The 14,345-nt window shown below is 61.6% G+C and carries 15 protein-coding genes and 1 riboswitch; of the genes, 8 read left to right on the top strand and 7 right to left on the bottom strand.

What is annotated here, in order from left to right; genetic code table 11:
* Positions 1-95: 95 nt before the first annotated feature.
* Positions 96-1,052 carry a transketolase family protein gene (locus ACI2KA_RS00690; RefSeq protein ID WP_404498343.1) on the bottom strand — a complete coding sequence of 319 codons (957 nt, stop codon included), beginning with the start codon at positions 1,050-1,052 and terminating at the stop codon, positions 96-98.
* A complete protein-coding gene (locus ACI2KA_RS00685; protein WP_404498341.1) occupies positions 1,052-1,861 on the bottom strand; it encodes a transketolase in 810 nt (269 codons plus the stop codon). Before ACI2KA_RS00685 ends, ACI2KA_RS00690 begins: the two co-directional genes overlap by 1 nt.
* A gap of 440 nt (positions 1,862-2,301) precedes the next feature.
* Between ACI2KA_RS00685 and ACI2KA_RS00680 the strand changes: the two genes are divergently transcribed.
* The 4 genes from ACI2KA_RS00680 to ACI2KA_RS00665 all read left to right on the top strand — a co-directional run bounded on the left by ACI2KA_RS00680 (position 2,302) and on the right by ACI2KA_RS00665 (position 6,739).
* Positions 2,302-3,282 carry an ABC transporter permease gene (locus ACI2KA_RS00680; RefSeq protein ID WP_404498339.1) on the top strand — a complete coding sequence of 327 codons (981 nt, stop codon included), beginning with the start codon at positions 2,302-2,304 and terminating at the stop codon, positions 3,280-3,282.
* Between the two features lie 132 nt (positions 3,283-3,414).
* On the top strand, positions 3,415-4,344 hold the full coding sequence (locus ACI2KA_RS00675) for a sugar ABC transporter substrate-binding protein (protein WP_404498337.1): 930 nt from the start codon (positions 3,415-3,417) through the stop codon (positions 4,342-4,344).
* A 113-nt stretch (positions 4,345-4,457) separates the two neighbouring features.
* Positions 4,458-5,936, top strand: coding sequence for a sugar ABC transporter ATP-binding protein (locus tag ACI2KA_RS00670; protein WP_404498335.1), 1,479 nt, complete (start codon positions 4,458-4,460; stop codon positions 5,934-5,936).
* A gap of 14 nt (positions 5,937-5,950) precedes the next feature.
* The gene (locus ACI2KA_RS00665; RefSeq protein WP_065115987.1) at positions 5,951-6,739 is read left to right on the top strand and encodes an SDR family oxidoreductase; all 789 of its coding nucleotides are present in this window, start codon (positions 5,951-5,953) and stop codon (positions 6,737-6,739) included.
* A gap of 271 nt (positions 6,740-7,010) precedes the next feature.
* Here the strand turns inward: ACI2KA_RS00665 and ribB are convergent, their stop codons facing one another.
* From ribB to ACI2KA_RS00645, 4 genes are all read right to left on the bottom strand, one after another.
* Entirely contained in the window at positions 7,011-7,652 is a 642-nt protein-coding gene (gene ribB, locus ACI2KA_RS00660) for a 3,4-dihydroxy-2-butanone-4-phosphate synthase (RefSeq protein WP_404498333.1), read from the bottom strand.
* 121 nt (positions 7,653-7,773) lie between these two features.
* Positions 7,774-7,923, bottom strand: a riboswitch (FMN riboswitch).
* A gap of 161 nt (positions 7,924-8,084) precedes the next feature.
* Positions 8,085-8,792, bottom strand: a complete 708-nt coding sequence (locus ACI2KA_RS00655; RefSeq protein ID WP_404498331.1) for a TIGR02281 family clan AA aspartic protease — start codon at positions 8,790-8,792, stop codon at positions 8,085-8,087.
* Complete coding sequence (locus ACI2KA_RS00650; RefSeq protein ID WP_404498329.1) at positions 8,789-8,980, bottom strand: DUF1289 domain-containing protein; 192 nt, start codon at positions 8,978-8,980, stop codon at positions 8,789-8,791. The genes ACI2KA_RS00655 and ACI2KA_RS00650 overlap by 4 nt, the downstream gene beginning before the upstream one ends.
* A 19-nt stretch (positions 8,981-8,999) precedes the next feature.
* Positions 9,000-9,785 (bottom strand): adenosylcobinamide-GDP ribazoletransferase, encoded by a 786-nt coding sequence (locus tag ACI2KA_RS00645; protein ID WP_404498327.1) that lies wholly within the window; start codon positions 9,783-9,785, stop codon positions 9,000-9,002.
* A gap of 153 nt (positions 9,786-9,938) precedes the next feature.
* On the opposite strand from ACI2KA_RS00645, the gene cobT reads away from it, so the two are divergent.
* Positions 9,939-10,973, top strand: a complete 1,035-nt coding sequence (gene cobT, locus ACI2KA_RS00640; protein ID WP_404498325.1) for a nicotinate-nucleotide--dimethylbenzimidazole phosphoribosyltransferase — start codon at positions 9,939-9,941, stop codon at positions 10,971-10,973.
* Positions 10,974-10,981: 8 nt separating this feature from the next.
* Positions 10,982-11,386, top strand: coding sequence for a diacylglycerol kinase (locus tag ACI2KA_RS00635; protein WP_404498323.1), 405 nt, complete (start codon positions 10,982-10,984; stop codon positions 11,384-11,386).
* Positions 11,387-11,398: 12 nt separating this feature from the next.
* Here ACI2KA_RS00635 and pdhS2 read toward each other — a convergent pair whose 3' ends face one another.
* Positions 11,399-12,934 carry a two-component system sensor histidine kinase PdhS2 gene (gene pdhS2 / locus ACI2KA_RS00630; RefSeq protein ID WP_404498321.1) on the bottom strand — a complete coding sequence of 512 codons (1,536 nt, stop codon included), beginning with the start codon at positions 12,932-12,934 and terminating at the stop codon, positions 11,399-11,401.
* 107 nt (positions 12,935-13,041) lie between these two features.
* Between pdhS2 and ACI2KA_RS00625 the strand changes: the two genes are divergently transcribed.
* Together ACI2KA_RS00625 and ACI2KA_RS00620 are read left to right on the top strand one after the other, a co-directional pair.
* On the top strand, positions 13,042-13,635 hold the full coding sequence (locus tag ACI2KA_RS00625) for a thermonuclease family protein (RefSeq protein ID WP_404498319.1): 594 nt from the start codon (positions 13,042-13,044) through the stop codon (positions 13,633-13,635).
* Positions 13,628-14,281 (top strand): uracil-DNA glycosylase family protein, encoded by a 654-nt coding sequence (locus ACI2KA_RS00620; protein WP_404498317.1) that lies wholly within the window; start codon positions 13,628-13,630, stop codon positions 14,279-14,281. Before ACI2KA_RS00625 ends, ACI2KA_RS00620 begins: the two co-directional genes overlap by 8 nt.
* Positions 14,282-14,345 lie beyond the last annotated feature (64 nt).

The following is a 14,345-nucleotide window of genomic DNA, read 5'->3' as shown; positions in this document are numbered from 1 at the left end:
CAGTTTTCGTTCCGCCTTGCGGCGATTAAACGACGATATTGCAAAAAGGGTGTCGCCGCGCATCCGAAGACACGCGACGACTCTGGGAGGAGACCTTATTTTCTCTTGATCAGCGCTTCGGCCGCATCGGCAATGGCGGCCGGCGCCATGCCGAATTCATCCAGCAGCCATTCGGCCGAACCGGTGTGGGCAAAGACGCCGGGAACGCCGAGACGTTTCATCGGCACCGGGGCTTGATCGACCACGACTTCGGCAATGGCGGAGCCGAGGCCGCCGAAGATCGAATGTTCTTCGGCCGTCAGGATCGCGCCGGTTTCCTTCGCAGCAGTGACGATGGCCGCCTCGTCGATGGGTCGCACGGTCGCCATGTTCAGCACCCGCGCCTTGACGCCGCGGCTGGCAAGAATATCGGCGGCCTTGACGATGCGGTGGGTCAGCGTGCCATTGGCGATCAGCGTCAGATCGGAACCTTCACGCAGCAGATTGGCGCGGCCGAGGTCGAAGACATGGCCTTCCGGCAGCAGATCCGGCACGCCGACGCGCGACAGCCGCAGGAAGCATGGGCCGGCATAATCCGCCGCCCATTTGACGGCGGCGGCCGTTTCGATGCGGTCGCAGGGAGCGATGACCGGCAGGTTCGGCAGAACGCGGGTCCAGGCGAAATCTTCGATGGAATGATGCGTCGGGCCGAGTTCGCCATAGGCCATGCCCGACGAAATGCCGATCAGCTTCACATTGGCGTTGGAATAAGCAAGGTCGGCCTTGATCTGCTCCAGTGCGCGGCCGGTGAGGAAGCACGATGCGCCGCAGACGAAGGGTAATTGGCCGCCATTGGCGAGACCGGCGCCGACGCCGACCATATTCTGTTCGGCAATGCCGACATTGACGAGGCGCTCGGGGAATTTCGACTTGAAGCCGCCGAGCTTCGAGGAGCCGACCGAATCGTTGCAGATGGCGACGACCCTGTCATTGCCGGCGGCCAGCGCCTCCAGCGTCTCGGCGAAGGCATCGCGGCAGTCATACAATTTTGCGGCGGTTACGGGCGCGTTCATCACAAGGTCTCCGAAAGTTCTTTGACGGCGATTTCATATTGTTCCCGGCTCGGAACCTTATGGTGCCAGTCGACGCGGTCCTGCATGAAGGAAATGCCGTGACCCTTGTTGGTGTGAGCGACGATGCAATGCGGGCGGTCGCCGCGATGCTCCAGCGCCGGCACGACGTCCGCCATGGCGTTGCCGTTGATTTCGCTGACTTCCCAGCCGAAAGCCTCGAGCTTCGGGCGAAGCGGCGCGACATCGTTGGTTTCCGCAAGCGCCGCACCCTGCTGGAAGCGGTTGTGATCGACGATCAGCGTCAGATTGTTGAGGCCGAATTGCGCAGCGGACATTATGGCTTCCCAGTTGGAGCCTTCCTGCATCTCGCCGTCACCGGTCATGACATAGGTGTGGTAGTCCGCACCGGAAAGCTTGGCCGCCTTGGCCATGCCGACGGCAACCGGCAGCCCGTGACCGAGCGGGCCGGTATTGGTTTCCACACCCGGCACCTTGTTACAGTTCGGATGGCCGTTGAGGCGCGAATTCGGCTGCAGGAAGGTCGATATTTCCTCTTCCGGGATGAAACCGCGCTTGGCCAGCGTCACATAAAGCGCGCAGGCCGTATGGCCCTTGGAAAGCACGAAACGGTCGCGGGCAGGGTTCTTCGGATCATCCGGCCAGATGCGCAGGACACGGAAATAAAGGGCCGTCATGATGTCGATCGCGGACATTTCGCCGCCGACATGGCCCGCACCCGCTTCGAAAACAGCCTGTACGTCGCGAAGGCGAATCTGGCGCGCAATGCGCTCTAGCTCTGTGGGCTGCATGGAATCCTCTTCAAAACATGCATGTGAATATTTATACAGCTATTTATATAATTGCAGAGATGGCGTTTCTGTCAAGATGGAATTGCGGATTCTCTTGTTTCGCCCCAAGCCGCTCTGTTCCGGTGCCGCAGAATTTTTCATGGGGAAGGGTATTCGCGGCGTCCTCATCCCTGTGCTTGTCACAGGGATCCAGTCAGCCCAAGTCATTGGGCTGAAAGGAGTCTTTCCGCCGCGCAGACGCGCGTCTGCTGGATTCCTGTGACAAGCACAGGAATGAGGGTGAGAACGTAAGTCGCCAGCCATCCTATCCTCCGCAGGGTCCTTTCCGCCATTAACGCCCTATTGACAAGCTTCTCTCAACTGGCTTATGCATGTTTCACCGATGATGAATAATTATTCTAATCGGTTTAAAAAATGCAAGACAGTCACCGGGAGGAGCCATGTCCGCGATTGAACGCAACGAGGGGGTCACGCACGCCAGGAGCCCGCTTGCCTGGCTGAGCGGCGCGACCGGACCTCTTCTGGGTTTGCTGCTGCTCTGCGTGTTTCTGACCTTCGCCAGCGAGAACTTCCTGTCGCTCAGGAACGGCCTCAACATTCTCGATCAGATCACCGTTCTCGGTATCATGGCCGTCGGCATGACCTTCGTGATCCTGCTCGGCGGCATCGATCTGTCGGTCGGCTCGGTGCTGGCGTTGTCGATGATGATCATGGGCTGGACGGCCAATGTCGCGGGCATGCCGATGGGCATGGCCATCGTGCTGGCGCTCGTCGCCTCTGCCGCCTGCGGGCTCGTGGTCGGCATTCTCGTCACCGCCTTCCGGGTGCCGGCCTTCATTGCCACGCTGGCTATGATGTCGGTGGCGCGCGGTCTTGCCAACATGATCACCGATGGGCAGCAGATCGTCGGTTTTCCCGACTGGTTCATGATGCTGGCGATTGAGCGTCATTTCGGCGTGCTGACGGCAACCGTGCTGCTGATGCTGGTCGTGGTGCTGATTTCCTGGGCGTTCCTGCGTTTTCGTTCCGAAGGCCGCACCGTCTATGCGGTGGGCGGCAATCCGGAAGTGGCGCGTCTTGCCGGCATCAACGTGCCGCTGGTGACGATCTGCGTTTATGTCGCCTGCGCGGTTCTGGCCGGTCTTGCCGGCATCGTTCTTGCGGCACGTCTCGACTCGGTGCAGCCCTCCAGCGGCTTCGGTTACGAGCTGGATACGATTGCGGCTGTCGTCATCGGCGGAACCTCGCTTTCGGGCGGTGCGGGCGGTATTGGCGGCACCCTGATCGGCGTGCTGATCATCGGCGTGCTGCGCAACGGCCTCAATCTGCTCAACGTTTCTCCCTTTTTGCAGCAGGTCATCATCGGCGTGGTCATCGTGCTGGCCGTGGGTGCTGAAACCTTGCGTCGCCGCAGAAGCTGAATTTGCCTGCGGACGGCGAAGAGCCGTCCGCGCAATAAACGACCCTCCCGGCATGGGAGGCGTGAAAAACGGCCGGAGGGGAGGAGGTTCGATCTGCCCGAAGGTCAACAATCAACAAATGGAGGAATAATCATGAAATTTTCACGCATTCTGCTGACATCCGCCGCCCTTCTCGCCATGTCGCTCGGCCAGGCCAATGCCGCCGAAGTCAAGAAGATCGGCCTTGCCGTCGCCAATCTGCAGGCGAACTTCTTCAACCAGATCAAGCAGGCCGTTGAAGCCGAAGCCAAGACGCGCGGCATTGCCGTCGTCACCGTCGACGCCAAGGGCGATGGCCCGACGCAGGTGAACCAGATACAGGATCTGCTGACCCAGAACATCGATGCGCTGATCTATATTCCGGCCGGCGCCGCCGCCGCGACCGTTCCGGTAAAGCTTGCCAAGGCCGCCGGGGTTCCGGTCATCAATATCGACCGCAATGCCGACGGCGCGCCGGGCGATACCTTCCTCGCCACCGATTCCGTCGCTTCCGCCAAGGCGGTCTGCGATTACATCATCAAGCAGGCCGGCGGTTCGGGCAAGATGGTCATCATCCATGGCCAGAAGGGCACGACACCGGAAGTCGACCGCACCAAGGGCTGCATGGAATCGGTAAACGCCAATTCCGGCGTGAAGATTGTTGCCGAACAGTGGTCCAACATGTGGAGCCAGGATGAAGGCTTCCAGATCATGCAGAACATGCTGCAGGCCAATCCGGATGTTTCCATCGTCTTTGCCCAGGCCGACGGTCTGGCGCTCGGCGCTGCCCAGGCGATCAAGGTCGCCAACCCTTCGCAGAAGATCGTCGTTGGCGGCTTCGACGGTGATACGGCAGCCCTTGAGGCGCTGAAGAACGGCGTCTTCGATGTGACCGCAACGCAGCAGACCCAGAAGATGGGCCGCATGGCTGTCGAGATGGCCGTCAAGATCGTCGGCGGTGAGAAGGTTCCGGCCGTGCAGCTCTCCGATGCGACGCTGACGACCAAGGACAATGTCGAAGGCTTCATCGCCAACCATCCCTGATGTATCTACCCCGCGCGTCCCATCGGATGCGCGGGGCATTCATTGGTTTGTCTTATTTCGGACGCAAGGCTCTGGACATTCCCGCTGCCGGTCACGTCCCTGGAGGTCCTGTCATGCGCGAGCCGGTTCTTTCGCTCCGTGGCATCAGCAAACGTTACGGTCCGCTTGAAGTCCTGAAGAACGTCGATCTCGACGTCTATGCGGGCGAAGTGGTGGCGTTGCTGGGTGAAAACGGCGCGGGCAAATCCACGCTGTCAGGCATCATCGCTGGTTCGCGTGAGCCGTCCGAGGGCAAGATGACATGGCTTGGGCAGCCCTATGCGCCGTCGTCCCCGCGCGAGGCGATCGACAAAGGTGTCGTCCTCATTCATCAGGAATTGAAGCTTCTGCCGGAGCTGTCCATCGCCGAAAACGTGTTTATCGGCCGCTGGCCGATGAAGAACGGCGTTATCGACCGTGCCGAGATGGTGCGCAGAGCCCAGCAACAGCTGGCGCGCCTCAATCTCCACATTCCCGCCACCCGCAAGGTGGCCGGCCTTTCGACCGCCAACCAGCAGCTGATCGAAATCGCCAAGGCGCTGGCGCTGGATGCGAAACTTCTGATCCTCGATGAGCCGACGGCGGCGCTTGGCGGTGCGGAAACGCAGGCGCTGTTCGAGCAGGTGCGCAAGCTGCGCGCCGAGGGCGTCGGCATCATCTATATTTCCCACCGTATGGAAGAGATCAAACAGATCACCGACCGCATCGTGGTGTTGCGCGATGGCGAGCGGGTGCATGAATTTGCCGATAGCGCGACGCCGGTGCGCACCATTGTTGAAAGCATGGTCGGCCGCTCGCTGGAGCGCCTGTTCCCGGCGCTGCCGGAGCCGCAGGACAAGATGGTGCTGGAGGTCAAGGGGCTGACCGGCGCGAATAATGCCTTCCGCGATATCAGCTTCGGCGTTCGCGCCGGCGAAATCCTCGGTATCGCCGGTCTGATCGGCGCGGGGCGAACCGAGCTGGTGCGGGCCATTTCCGGCGCCGATCCGACGAGTGCGGGTGAGGTGCTGCTGGATGGCAAGGTGCTGACGCTGAAAAGCCCGGCGGACGCCATCGCCAAGGGCATCGTCATGGTGCCGGAAGACCGCAAATTGCAGGGGCTGGTGGTGGAGCACGAGATCGGTGAAAACCTGATCTATGCCAATCTCGACCGCGTCGGCACCGGCTGGATCACGCCGCGCATCAAGCGCGCCTTTACAAAAGAAGCCATCGCCGAATTCGGGGTGAAGGGTCGCAGCGAACAGCCGGCGTCGGATCTTTCCGGCGGTAACCAGCAGAAAGTGGTCATCGCCAAATGGCTTGCCCGCAATCCGCGCGTGGTGGTGCTGGACGAGCCGACGCGCGGCATCGATGTCGGCGCGCGCGCGGGCATTTACGATATCATTGTCGGTCTGGCGAAGGACGGCGTGGCCGTCATCGTCGTCAGCTCCGATCTGGAAGAGGTGCTGGGCGTATCGAACCGCATCCTCGTTCTGGCGCAGGGAAAACAGGCCGGCATCCTCAACCGCGACGAAGCAAACGACGTCTCGGTCATGGAACTGGCAACCATCTGAAGAAGGAAATACAGATGTCCACCATCACACTCAACGCGCCGAAACTGTTCGATCTTTCCGGCCAGGTGGCGCTTGTCACCGGCGCCGGCTCCGGCATCGGCCAGCGGATCGCCATGGGGCTTGCCCAGTCGGGCGCCAATGTCGCGCTGCTCGATCGCCGCACCGATGACGGTCTGGCGCAGACGGCCGATTTCATCGCCAAGGCCGGGCGCAAGTCGATCCAGATTGCGGCTGACGTCACCAGCAAGCAGGCATTGACTGAAGCGGTTGCGCGCACCGAGGCCGAGCTTGGCGCGCTTTCGCTCGCCGTCAATGCGGCCGGCATCGCCAATGCCAATCCGGCCGAGGAGATGGAGGAAAGCCAGTTCCAGACGATGATGGACATCAACCTGAAGGGTGTTTTCCTGTCCTGCCAGGCGGAAGCCAATGCCATGCTGAAGAACGGCCGTGGCGCGATCGTCAACATTGCCTCCATGTCCGGCGTCATCGTCAATCGCGGGCTGATGCAGTGCCATTACAACGCTTCGAAGGCCGGCGTCATCCACATGTCGAAATCCATGGCGATGGAGTGGGTGGGACGCGGCATTCGCGTCAACACCATCTCGCCGGGTTATACGGCGACGCCGATGAACACGCGGCCGGAAATGGTGCACCAGACCAAGCTCTTCGAAGAGCAGACGCCGATGCAGCGCATGGCGGGCGTCGATGAAATGGTCGGGCCTGCGATCTTCCTGCTGTCGGATGCGGCGAGCTTCGTGACGGGCGTGGATCTCTTGGTGGATGGCGGTTTCTGCTGCTGGTAGGGTTTTGGCGCGTTAGCGCTGAGATGGATGATAGGGCGCCAGACCTATGGGCCAGGTTGACGCGGCTTTTTCCCTCCGTCACCCCGGACTTGATCCGGGGTCCAGTGCGATCAAGTCTTTGATCGCAAAAGACTCTTCTCACGGCGCAGACGCGCCGTGGCTGGATGCCGGATCAAGTCCGGCATGACGGAAGAGGAGAAGCCAGACGGTTTCACAAGCATTACGCCCGGCTCGCGCCGGGCGTTTTCGTATTCACATCACAAGCAGCAGCTCACGCAACCTGCTTCTGCACCACGTCTTCGACAACTTCGCCCTTGAGGTAAGCAACAAGGTCCTTGATCGTCACGACGAGCAGGCCGTGGCGTTCGGCGAAGACTTCGAGCTGCGGCAGGCGGGCCATGGTGCCGTCGTCATTGGCGACTTCGCAGATGGTGCCGGACGGGAATTTCCCGGCGAGGCGGCAGAGGTCCACGGCGGCTTCGGTGTGGCCGGTGCGGCCAAGGACGCCCTGCGGGTTGGCGCGTAGCGGGAAGATGTGGCCGGGGCGGGCGAAATCATCCGGGCGCGAATCTTCCGATACCAGCGCGCGCACGGTCTTTGCCCGGTCGGCGGCGGAAATGCCTGTGGTGGTGCCCGGAATATAGTCCACCGAGACGGTAAAGGCCGTCTTGAGGGATTCGGTATTGCGCGACACCATCAGCGGAATGTCGAGGGCATCCAGACGCTCGCCCGGCATGGCGACACAGACCAGCCCGCGCGCATGGTTCATCATGAAGGCGATCTGCTGTGGCGTGATGCTGTCGGAGGCGGCGATGATATCGCCTTCATTTTCGCGGTCTTCGTCGTCAACCACAATCACCATCTCGCCACGGGAAATGGCTTCGATCGCGTCTTCAATTCTAGCAATGGTCATTTTCTATCAAGCCTTTCAAGGGTTATGCCGGTTTGCGGCATCTTCGCGCTTCAAGAAGCGCCAAATATCCCTTGGGCGAACAATGCAATGCGAAGCCCGCTCACGCGCGGGCGTCTTAATGCCTTGTCCTCTTCCATCCGGACTATACCGTCGGCTCCGGCCTCTCACCGGATCTGCTGACCTTCCGGCTTTGGAGACCGGAAGCGCTCGCGGGCTCCGGGAACATCCCGATACCGCCGGTGGGGAATTACACCCCGCCCTGAGAACAAGCCCAACATAAATTATCAAATGGGAAGGAATCAAGGGGGCAAAGCCCTGCCTCGGCCGGTCGGCGTGAAAAGAACATCCCCGTTGCGCCCGCAACGGAGTATTTCCTTTCCGCTGCCGATGACCCGGGCGAGAGTGCGAAGGCGGGCTTCCTGATCCCTGCGCCTATCGATCCCGCAACCGCAATTCGTCCGTCTGCATCTGCAGCGAACCGAGCGTCGACAGGAAGCTCATGCCGAGCAGGCTCTGGTCCAGTTGGCCATCCTGCGCCACGAGGGCGGGGATGTCGCGTCTGACAATAGGGCCGATGCCGATTTCGGAGAGCGTAACGGGGGCTGCCGCCGTGCGGCCGTTTGCGGTCATGACCGGCACGGTATAACGCAGGCTGCCGGTGTCGATACCGATGGCCGCGGCGTCCGCATTGGCGAGCACCACGGAACTCGCGCCGGTATCGACCAGCATGTGGATCGTCCGGCCTTCGACGCCGACATTCGCCTCGAAATGGCCGCTCATCGATTTATGCAGAACGATCTCCTGTTCGCCGCCTGCCGTGGTTACCACTACGGCGCGGCCGGGCATCAGGCCGCCAAGCAGCCGGTCGCCGAAGGATTGCAGGTCGTAGCGATAGAGATAGAGGGAAACAAGGCCGAGGATGATGACGAGCCAGACGGCGAGCTGGCGGATGACGGTGCCGAAACTGCCGCGCCGTCCCGCCAGAATACCTGCCGACAGGAGGCCGGCAATGGGCAGAAGATAAAGAACGTGGGCGAATTGATCATTGTCGATGCCGAGCGTGCGGCCGCCGTCGTGATTCATGAGAAGCAGGCCAAGACCCACGGCCAGCAGGAGGAGAACGATGGTCAGCCTGTTCATGCGGTATGTGTCTCCTTGGCCGTCTCGCGCAAATCTGCCAGTCTCTGCGGCAGTACCCGCATGATCGCGCGGCGCTTCCCGTCGCTATAGCCTGCCCAGCCGCCGATTTCATCCAGCGTGCGGCCGCAGCCGATGCAGAGGCTGTTGCTGGCGTCCAGGCGACAGATATGGATGCAGGGTGTTTCCATGGTGATCTATATCAGGCCGTTACGCCGTAAGGGCAAGAGCGACGAGAGTAACGATCTCCGTGATCTGTTGGCTGGCGCCGATGGTGTCGCCGGTATGGCCGCCGATCTTCCTTTCGCAGAGCCTGGCGAACAGCAGCGCCGCCAGCACGGCTGCCGCCAGCACGAGGGCAATCGACAGGAGAGGCAGGGCGTGCAGCGTGAACAGGATGAAGAGCAGCCCCCCGATCGTGAGCGCGACGTTGCGCTCGCCTGGCCCGGGCTGGCCGGCGCCGGCGGCGATGCCGGAGGTCTTGGCCGCCGGCAGGGACTGCCAGTGCCACACCATCAGGGCGCGGCTCAGCACAAGCGCGGCGATCAGGCCGGCGGCGGCGGTCTTGCCGGGCAGGGTTTCGACCAGTGATCCGAGCGCCGTGGCGCGCAGGGCGAAGGAGAGGACCATGGCGATCGTGCCATAGCTGCCGATGCGGCTGTCCTTCATGATCTCGAGCATGCGCGCCTTGTCCCTGCCGCCGCCGAAACCGTCTGCCGTGTCGGCCAGCCCGTCTTCATGCAGCGCGCCCGTCATGAGCGCGGCGAGGGCTATGGCGAGCCAGCTGGTGAGCTGTGGCGATGCATCGAAGCTCGTAAACATCACCACCAGGAAAGCGGCGGGCAGAGCGATCAGCAGGCCGGCGGCGGGAAAGGCGCGGGCGGTGCGGCGCATCGACACGCCGTCGGCATCTTGGAAAAATCGCGCGGGTACCGGCAGACGGCTGAGAAAGGCAACGGAATGCATGACATCTGTTATAAAATCCCGGGCCTTCATGCTCTCTCCGTTGCCGTCACTGCATTTCCGGTTGTTCCGCGGCGCATCCGCGATTATGAGAGGCGCAACAAAGACCGATTTGCCGGAAAACACAAGTTTCCGGACGCATGAGCCGATGCGAAAGCCAAGCCGGCTATGAGAGAGACCGATATCATGAGCATGAGCGGATTGCCCTTCGACGATTTCCGCGCGTTGTTGCGCGAGCTTCCCGGCCCGGATACGCACGCGCTGGTGGCGGCCAAGGAGCGCAATGCGCAGCTGACCAAGCCTGCCGGTTCACTCGGCCGCCTCGAAGAAATCGCCATGTGGCTGGCCGCCTGGTCCGGTCGTTCGCCCGCCGTCACCCGTCCGCTGGTGGCGATTTTCGCCGGCAATCATGGCGTCACCCGTCATGGCGTTACGCCCTATCCGACTTCCGTGACCCAGCAGATGGTGGAAAATTTTGCGGCCGGCGGTGCGGCCATCAACCAGATCTGCGTGGCGAACGACCTCGGCCTGAAGATCTTCGATCTGGCGCTCGATTATCCGACCGGCGACATCACCTGCGAGCCGGCGCTGTCGGAGCGCGACTGCGCCGCCACCATGGCCTTCGGCATGGAAGCGATTGCCGGCGGCACCGATCTTCTCTGTGTCGGTGAAATGGGCATCGGCAACACCACGATTGCGGCGGCGATCAATCTCGCGCTCTATGGCGGCACTGCGGAAGAATGGACCGGTCCCGGTACGGGATCGGAAGGCGAAGTCATGGCCCGCAAGATCGCGGCGGTGAAGGCTGCGGTGGAGTTCCACAGGGACCACCTGTCCGATCCGCTGGAAATCATGCGCCGTCTCGGTGGACGCGAAATTGCGGCGATTGCCGGCGCCATCCTTGCCGCCCGCGTGCAGCGCATTCCCGTGCTGATCGACGGTTATGTGGCGACGGCCGCAGCCGCTCTCCTCAAGGCCGCCAATTCTTCGGCGCTGGATCATTGCCTGATCGGTCATGTCTCGGGCGAGCCCGGCCATCTGGCCGCGATCGAAAAGCTTGGCAAGACGCCGCTTCTGGCGCTTGGCATGCGGCTGGGCGAAGGGACAGGGGCGGCGCTTGCCGCCGGCATCGTCAAGGCTGCGGCCGCCTGCCATTCCGGCATGGCGACTTTTGAAGCGGCGGGTGTGGACACCCGCATCAGCCCCCGTACCGATCATTGAGGTCAAAGATGGACGCGATGCCGGAAAAGAAGCAGAACGAGCCAGCCTTCCGCAAGGAAAAAGGCTGGCGGCATCTTTTTGCCGCTGCCCGTTATTCGGTGCAGGGGCTTGGCCGGCTGTGGCAGGAAGCGGCGTTCCGGCACGAGGTTCTCGCTTTTGGCGTCGGGCTGGCCCTGCTTCTCATCGTCGGCGCACCGTTTGCGCATCTTCTCGTCTTTACCGTGCTGATGCTGCTGCTGTTTTCCGTCGAGGCGCTCAATACGGCAATCGAGGAGCTGGTGGATCGCATCTCACCGGAAATTTCCTCGGTCGGTCGGCACGCCAAGGATCTCGGCTCCTTTGCCGTTTTTTGCTTGTTGATGGCGAACGGATTTTTCGTGCTTTATTCGCTGGTGGCGACGCTGTTCTTCTGAGGGTTTCAGACCTCATGCGAAGGACCGGCGGCGCGGCTGGATCGCGTGGGTTTCTTCCACGGCCGGCAGGCTCTGCAACACACGCCTTGCCGGCAGGATGGCGATGCCTTCGGTGCCTTCGCGCAGTTTCGACTTCAGGATGAACTGGCCGTCATGTTTGGCGAGAATGGCCTGAACGATGGGCAGGCCAAGGCCGGTGCCCTGTTCGGCGCTCTTGATGGCGATCGATCCCTGACCGAAAGCCGACAGGACAATCGGAATTTCGTCTTCGGGAATGCCGGGACCGTTATCCTTGATTGACACATATTGGCCGCCACCCGCCGTCCAGCCTGCTTTCACAAGGATTTCGCCGCCCTGCGGTGTGAATTTCACGGCGTTGGACAGCAGGTTGAGGATGACCTGGCGGATCGACTTTTCATCGGCCCAGACCTGCGGCAGGCTGTTTTCGAACTGCTGGGAAATCCTGATATTCTTGGCGCGTGCGCGCAGCTGGATCATGCCGATGCAGTCCTCGGCGATTTCCAGCATCGAGATCGCTTCTTCGTTGAGGTCGTAACGGCCGGCCTCGATGCGTGAGAGGTCGAGGATTTCGTTGATGAGATCGAGCAGATGCTGGCCGGAACGGTGAATATCGCCGGAATATTCCTTGTAGAGCGGGTTGTTGAGCGGCCCCAGAACTTCGGACGCCATGACTTCGGAGAAGCCGAGAATGGCGTTGAGCGGCGTTCTGAGTTCGTGCGACATGGAGGCGAGGAAGCGCGACTTGGCCAGATTGGCCTCTTCCGCCCGCCGCCGCGCCTCGTCCGAAACCGAATTGGCGACTTCGAGTTCGGCGATCAGGTCGTCCTTTTCCGTCTGCGACGAAAGGAGCTTGACGCTGGTCTGGTAAAGCCGGCTGGTGATGCGGTGACAGAAAAGGATCGCCATGCCGAACATCAGCGCCAGGCCGACATCGAAGGGATCGCGCGAGAAGGCGGAGGTGACGCAAAGTGCGGCCAACACCGGCAGAAAGGTCATGAAGGTCGCCCGGCGCAGCATGAAATTGGCCATGGCGGTGAGCGAAAGCGCGATCAGCAGCGTCGCGCCCTTGAAGAAAAGCACCAGCGTCGGATCGTTGCGGGCCGGTTCCGCCAGTGCGAACATGGCCCAGGCGCAGCCGATGAGAATCTGCATGCCGAGGAAAAGGTTTTTCCAATGCAGGAGATTATCGGCCGTGATTTCCTGTTTCGCGGCCCGTTTGGCCAGCATCAGCGACAGGGCGTGGAAGCTCAACGCCATCAGCGACCAGATGACAAGGCCTATGTCGCGGGTGACGTAAAGGCCGATGACGGAGGCGAGCACGATGAAGAGCGGCATGATCATCGCGCCCTGAAGGGCTTCGGCGATGTGCATGGTCAGCATTTCGCGTTCATAGGCGTCGCTGGCGCCGGCACCCTGCTGCAGGCGTTCACGCGTCGTCTTCACCGCCTCAAAAACCGCCTTGTTGCGGTGTTTTTTCGACCGGTCGACGATGATCTTGTCGGTGGACGTGCTGACGCTTTTACTCATTGTTACAACGCGGGTGACATGAACGCTTGCAGACTACGCGCAAAATCTTAAGAAGATGCTGCCGTGAAAGGATTTGTTTGCCATTTCTGACAAGGGTTTGTTGTTACATGGGACGAAACGGAGGCAGGCGCAGGGGTTTTTCGGCAGTCCGCGACGGCGGCCTGTTTCTCGCCACGGTTTTCCTCGGTATTCTCATCGCCGCCAAGCTCGACCAGATCAACAGCGAGACCCATGACGGCCGTTTCTTCGTGATCGACGGCGACACGCTGTCAAAGGGCGAGGAGCGGTTCCGGCTGCTCGGCATCGATGCGCCCGAGCTTGCCCAGACATGCCGGCGCAATGGCGAAAGCTGGCCGTGCGGGCAAGAAGCGCGCCGGGTTCTTCAACGCCTGGCCGAGCCGGCCGATTTTTCCTGTTCCGGCAGTTCCAGAGACCGTTACGGGCGGCTGCTCGTCTATTGCGCGGCCGGGGGCAGGGATATTTCCCGGGAGATGGTGTCGGAGGGTTTCGCCGTCGCCTCCGGTTATTTCCAGTTTTCCGCCGAACAGGCGGCCGCCCGGCGGCAGGCGCGCGGCATATGGGCGGGAGAGTTCGAAAAACCTTCCGAATGGCGGCGCGAGCACCGCGCGGCGGATATGGAAACGCCGGCGGCAGGGTTCCTGACCATCATCCGCCATCTTCTGGGGTGGGATCATGGCTGAAACGGACTGGCCGATGCCGCGACTTGACGACGGGCTGGACGCGCTGCGCAGCGAGATCGCCCGCTGTCGCATCTGTCGCGACGACCCGGCGAAGGGAGTGGCCGATCGCCTGCCGCACGAACCGCGGCCGGTGGTCATCCTGTCGCGGAAAGCCCGTATCCTGATTGCCGGGCAGGCGCCGGGGCTGCGCGTGCATGAAAGCGGATTGCCCTTTAATGACGCCTCCGGCGACAGGTTGCGGCAATGGCTGGATGTGGACCGCGAGACGTTTTACGATCCGGAGCGTTTCGCCATCGTGCCCATGGGTTTCTGTTTTCCCGGTTATGACGACAAGGGCAGCGACCTGCCGCCGCGGCGCGAATGTGCGCCGTCATGGCGTGAGCGGGTAATGGCGGAGATGCCGCAGGTGGAGCTGATCCTCGCCATCGGCCAATATGCGCAGGCCTTTCACCTGGGCGAAAGGCGGCGCAAAACCATGACCGAAACCGTGCAGGACTGGCGCAGCTATCTGCATGCCAATTCCGGCCCCGGCATTTTTCCCCTGCCGCATCCCAGCTGGCGCAACACCGGCTGGCTGAAAAAGAACCCATGGTTCACCCAGGACCTGCTCCCGGTTCTGCGGCAACATGTGGAAATGCGGATTTAGTGAAACAATTTTCTGTTTTTCTGTAAAAATTAGTGTATTGAAAGGAAATTAATTCAGGAGGACA

Source organism: Agrobacterium sp. NPDC089420, from assembly GCF_044900305.1.
Lineage (GTDB): Bacteria > Pseudomonadota > Alphaproteobacteria > Rhizobiales > Rhizobiaceae > Agrobacterium.
The sequence above is the reverse complement of the archived record's forward strand: the minus strand, read 5'-3'. Positions and strand labels throughout refer to the sequence as shown.

Coding starts and splice junctions, on each gene's coding strand:
- ACI2KA_RS00690 (WP_404498343.1), bottom strand. CDS start 1,052: ATGAACGCGCCCGTAACCGCCGCAAAATTGTATGACTGCCGCGATGCC.
- ACI2KA_RS00685 (WP_404498341.1), bottom strand. CDS start 1,861: ATGCAGCCCACAGAGCTAGAGCGCATTGCGCGCCAGATTCGCCTTCGC.
- ACI2KA_RS00680 (WP_404498339.1), top strand. CDS start 2,302: ATGTCCGCGATTGAACGCAACGAGGGGGTCACGCACGCCAGGAGCCCG.
- ACI2KA_RS00675 (WP_404498337.1), top strand. CDS start 3,415: ATGAAATTTTCACGCATTCTGCTGACATCCGCCGCCCTTCTCGCCATG.
- ACI2KA_RS00670 (WP_404498335.1), top strand. CDS start 4,458: ATGCGCGAGCCGGTTCTTTCGCTCCGTGGCATCAGCAAACGTTACGGT.
- ACI2KA_RS00665 (WP_065115987.1), top strand. CDS start 5,951: ATGTCCACCATCACACTCAACGCGCCGAAACTGTTCGATCTTTCCGGC.
- ribB (WP_404498333.1), bottom strand. CDS start 7,652: ATGACCATTGCTAGAATTGAAGACGCGATCGAAGCCATTTCCCGTGGC.
- ACI2KA_RS00655 (WP_404498331.1), bottom strand. CDS start 8,792: ATGAACAGGCTGACCATCGTTCTCCTCCTGCTGGCCGTGGGTCTTGGC.
- ACI2KA_RS00650 (WP_404498329.1), bottom strand. CDS start 8,980: ATGGAAACACCCTGCATCCATATCTGTCGCCTGGACGCCAGCAACAGC.
- ACI2KA_RS00645 (WP_404498327.1), bottom strand. CDS start 9,785: ATGAAGGCCCGGGATTTTATAACAGATGTCATGCATTCCGTTGCCTTT.
- cobT (WP_404498325.1), top strand. CDS start 9,939: ATGAGCATGAGCGGATTGCCCTTCGACGATTTCCGCGCGTTGTTGCGC.
- ACI2KA_RS00635 (WP_404498323.1), top strand. CDS start 10,982: ATGGACGCGATGCCGGAAAAGAAGCAGAACGAGCCAGCCTTCCGCAAG.
- pdhS2 (WP_404498321.1), bottom strand. CDS start 12,934: ATGAGTAAAAGCGTCAGCACGTCCACCGACAAGATCATCGTCGACCGG.
- ACI2KA_RS00625 (WP_404498319.1), top strand. CDS start 13,042: ATGGGACGAAACGGAGGCAGGCGCAGGGGTTTTTCGGCAGTCCGCGAC.
- ACI2KA_RS00620 (WP_404498317.1), top strand. CDS start 13,628: ATGGCTGAAACGGACTGGCCGATGCCGCGACTTGACGACGGGCTGGAC.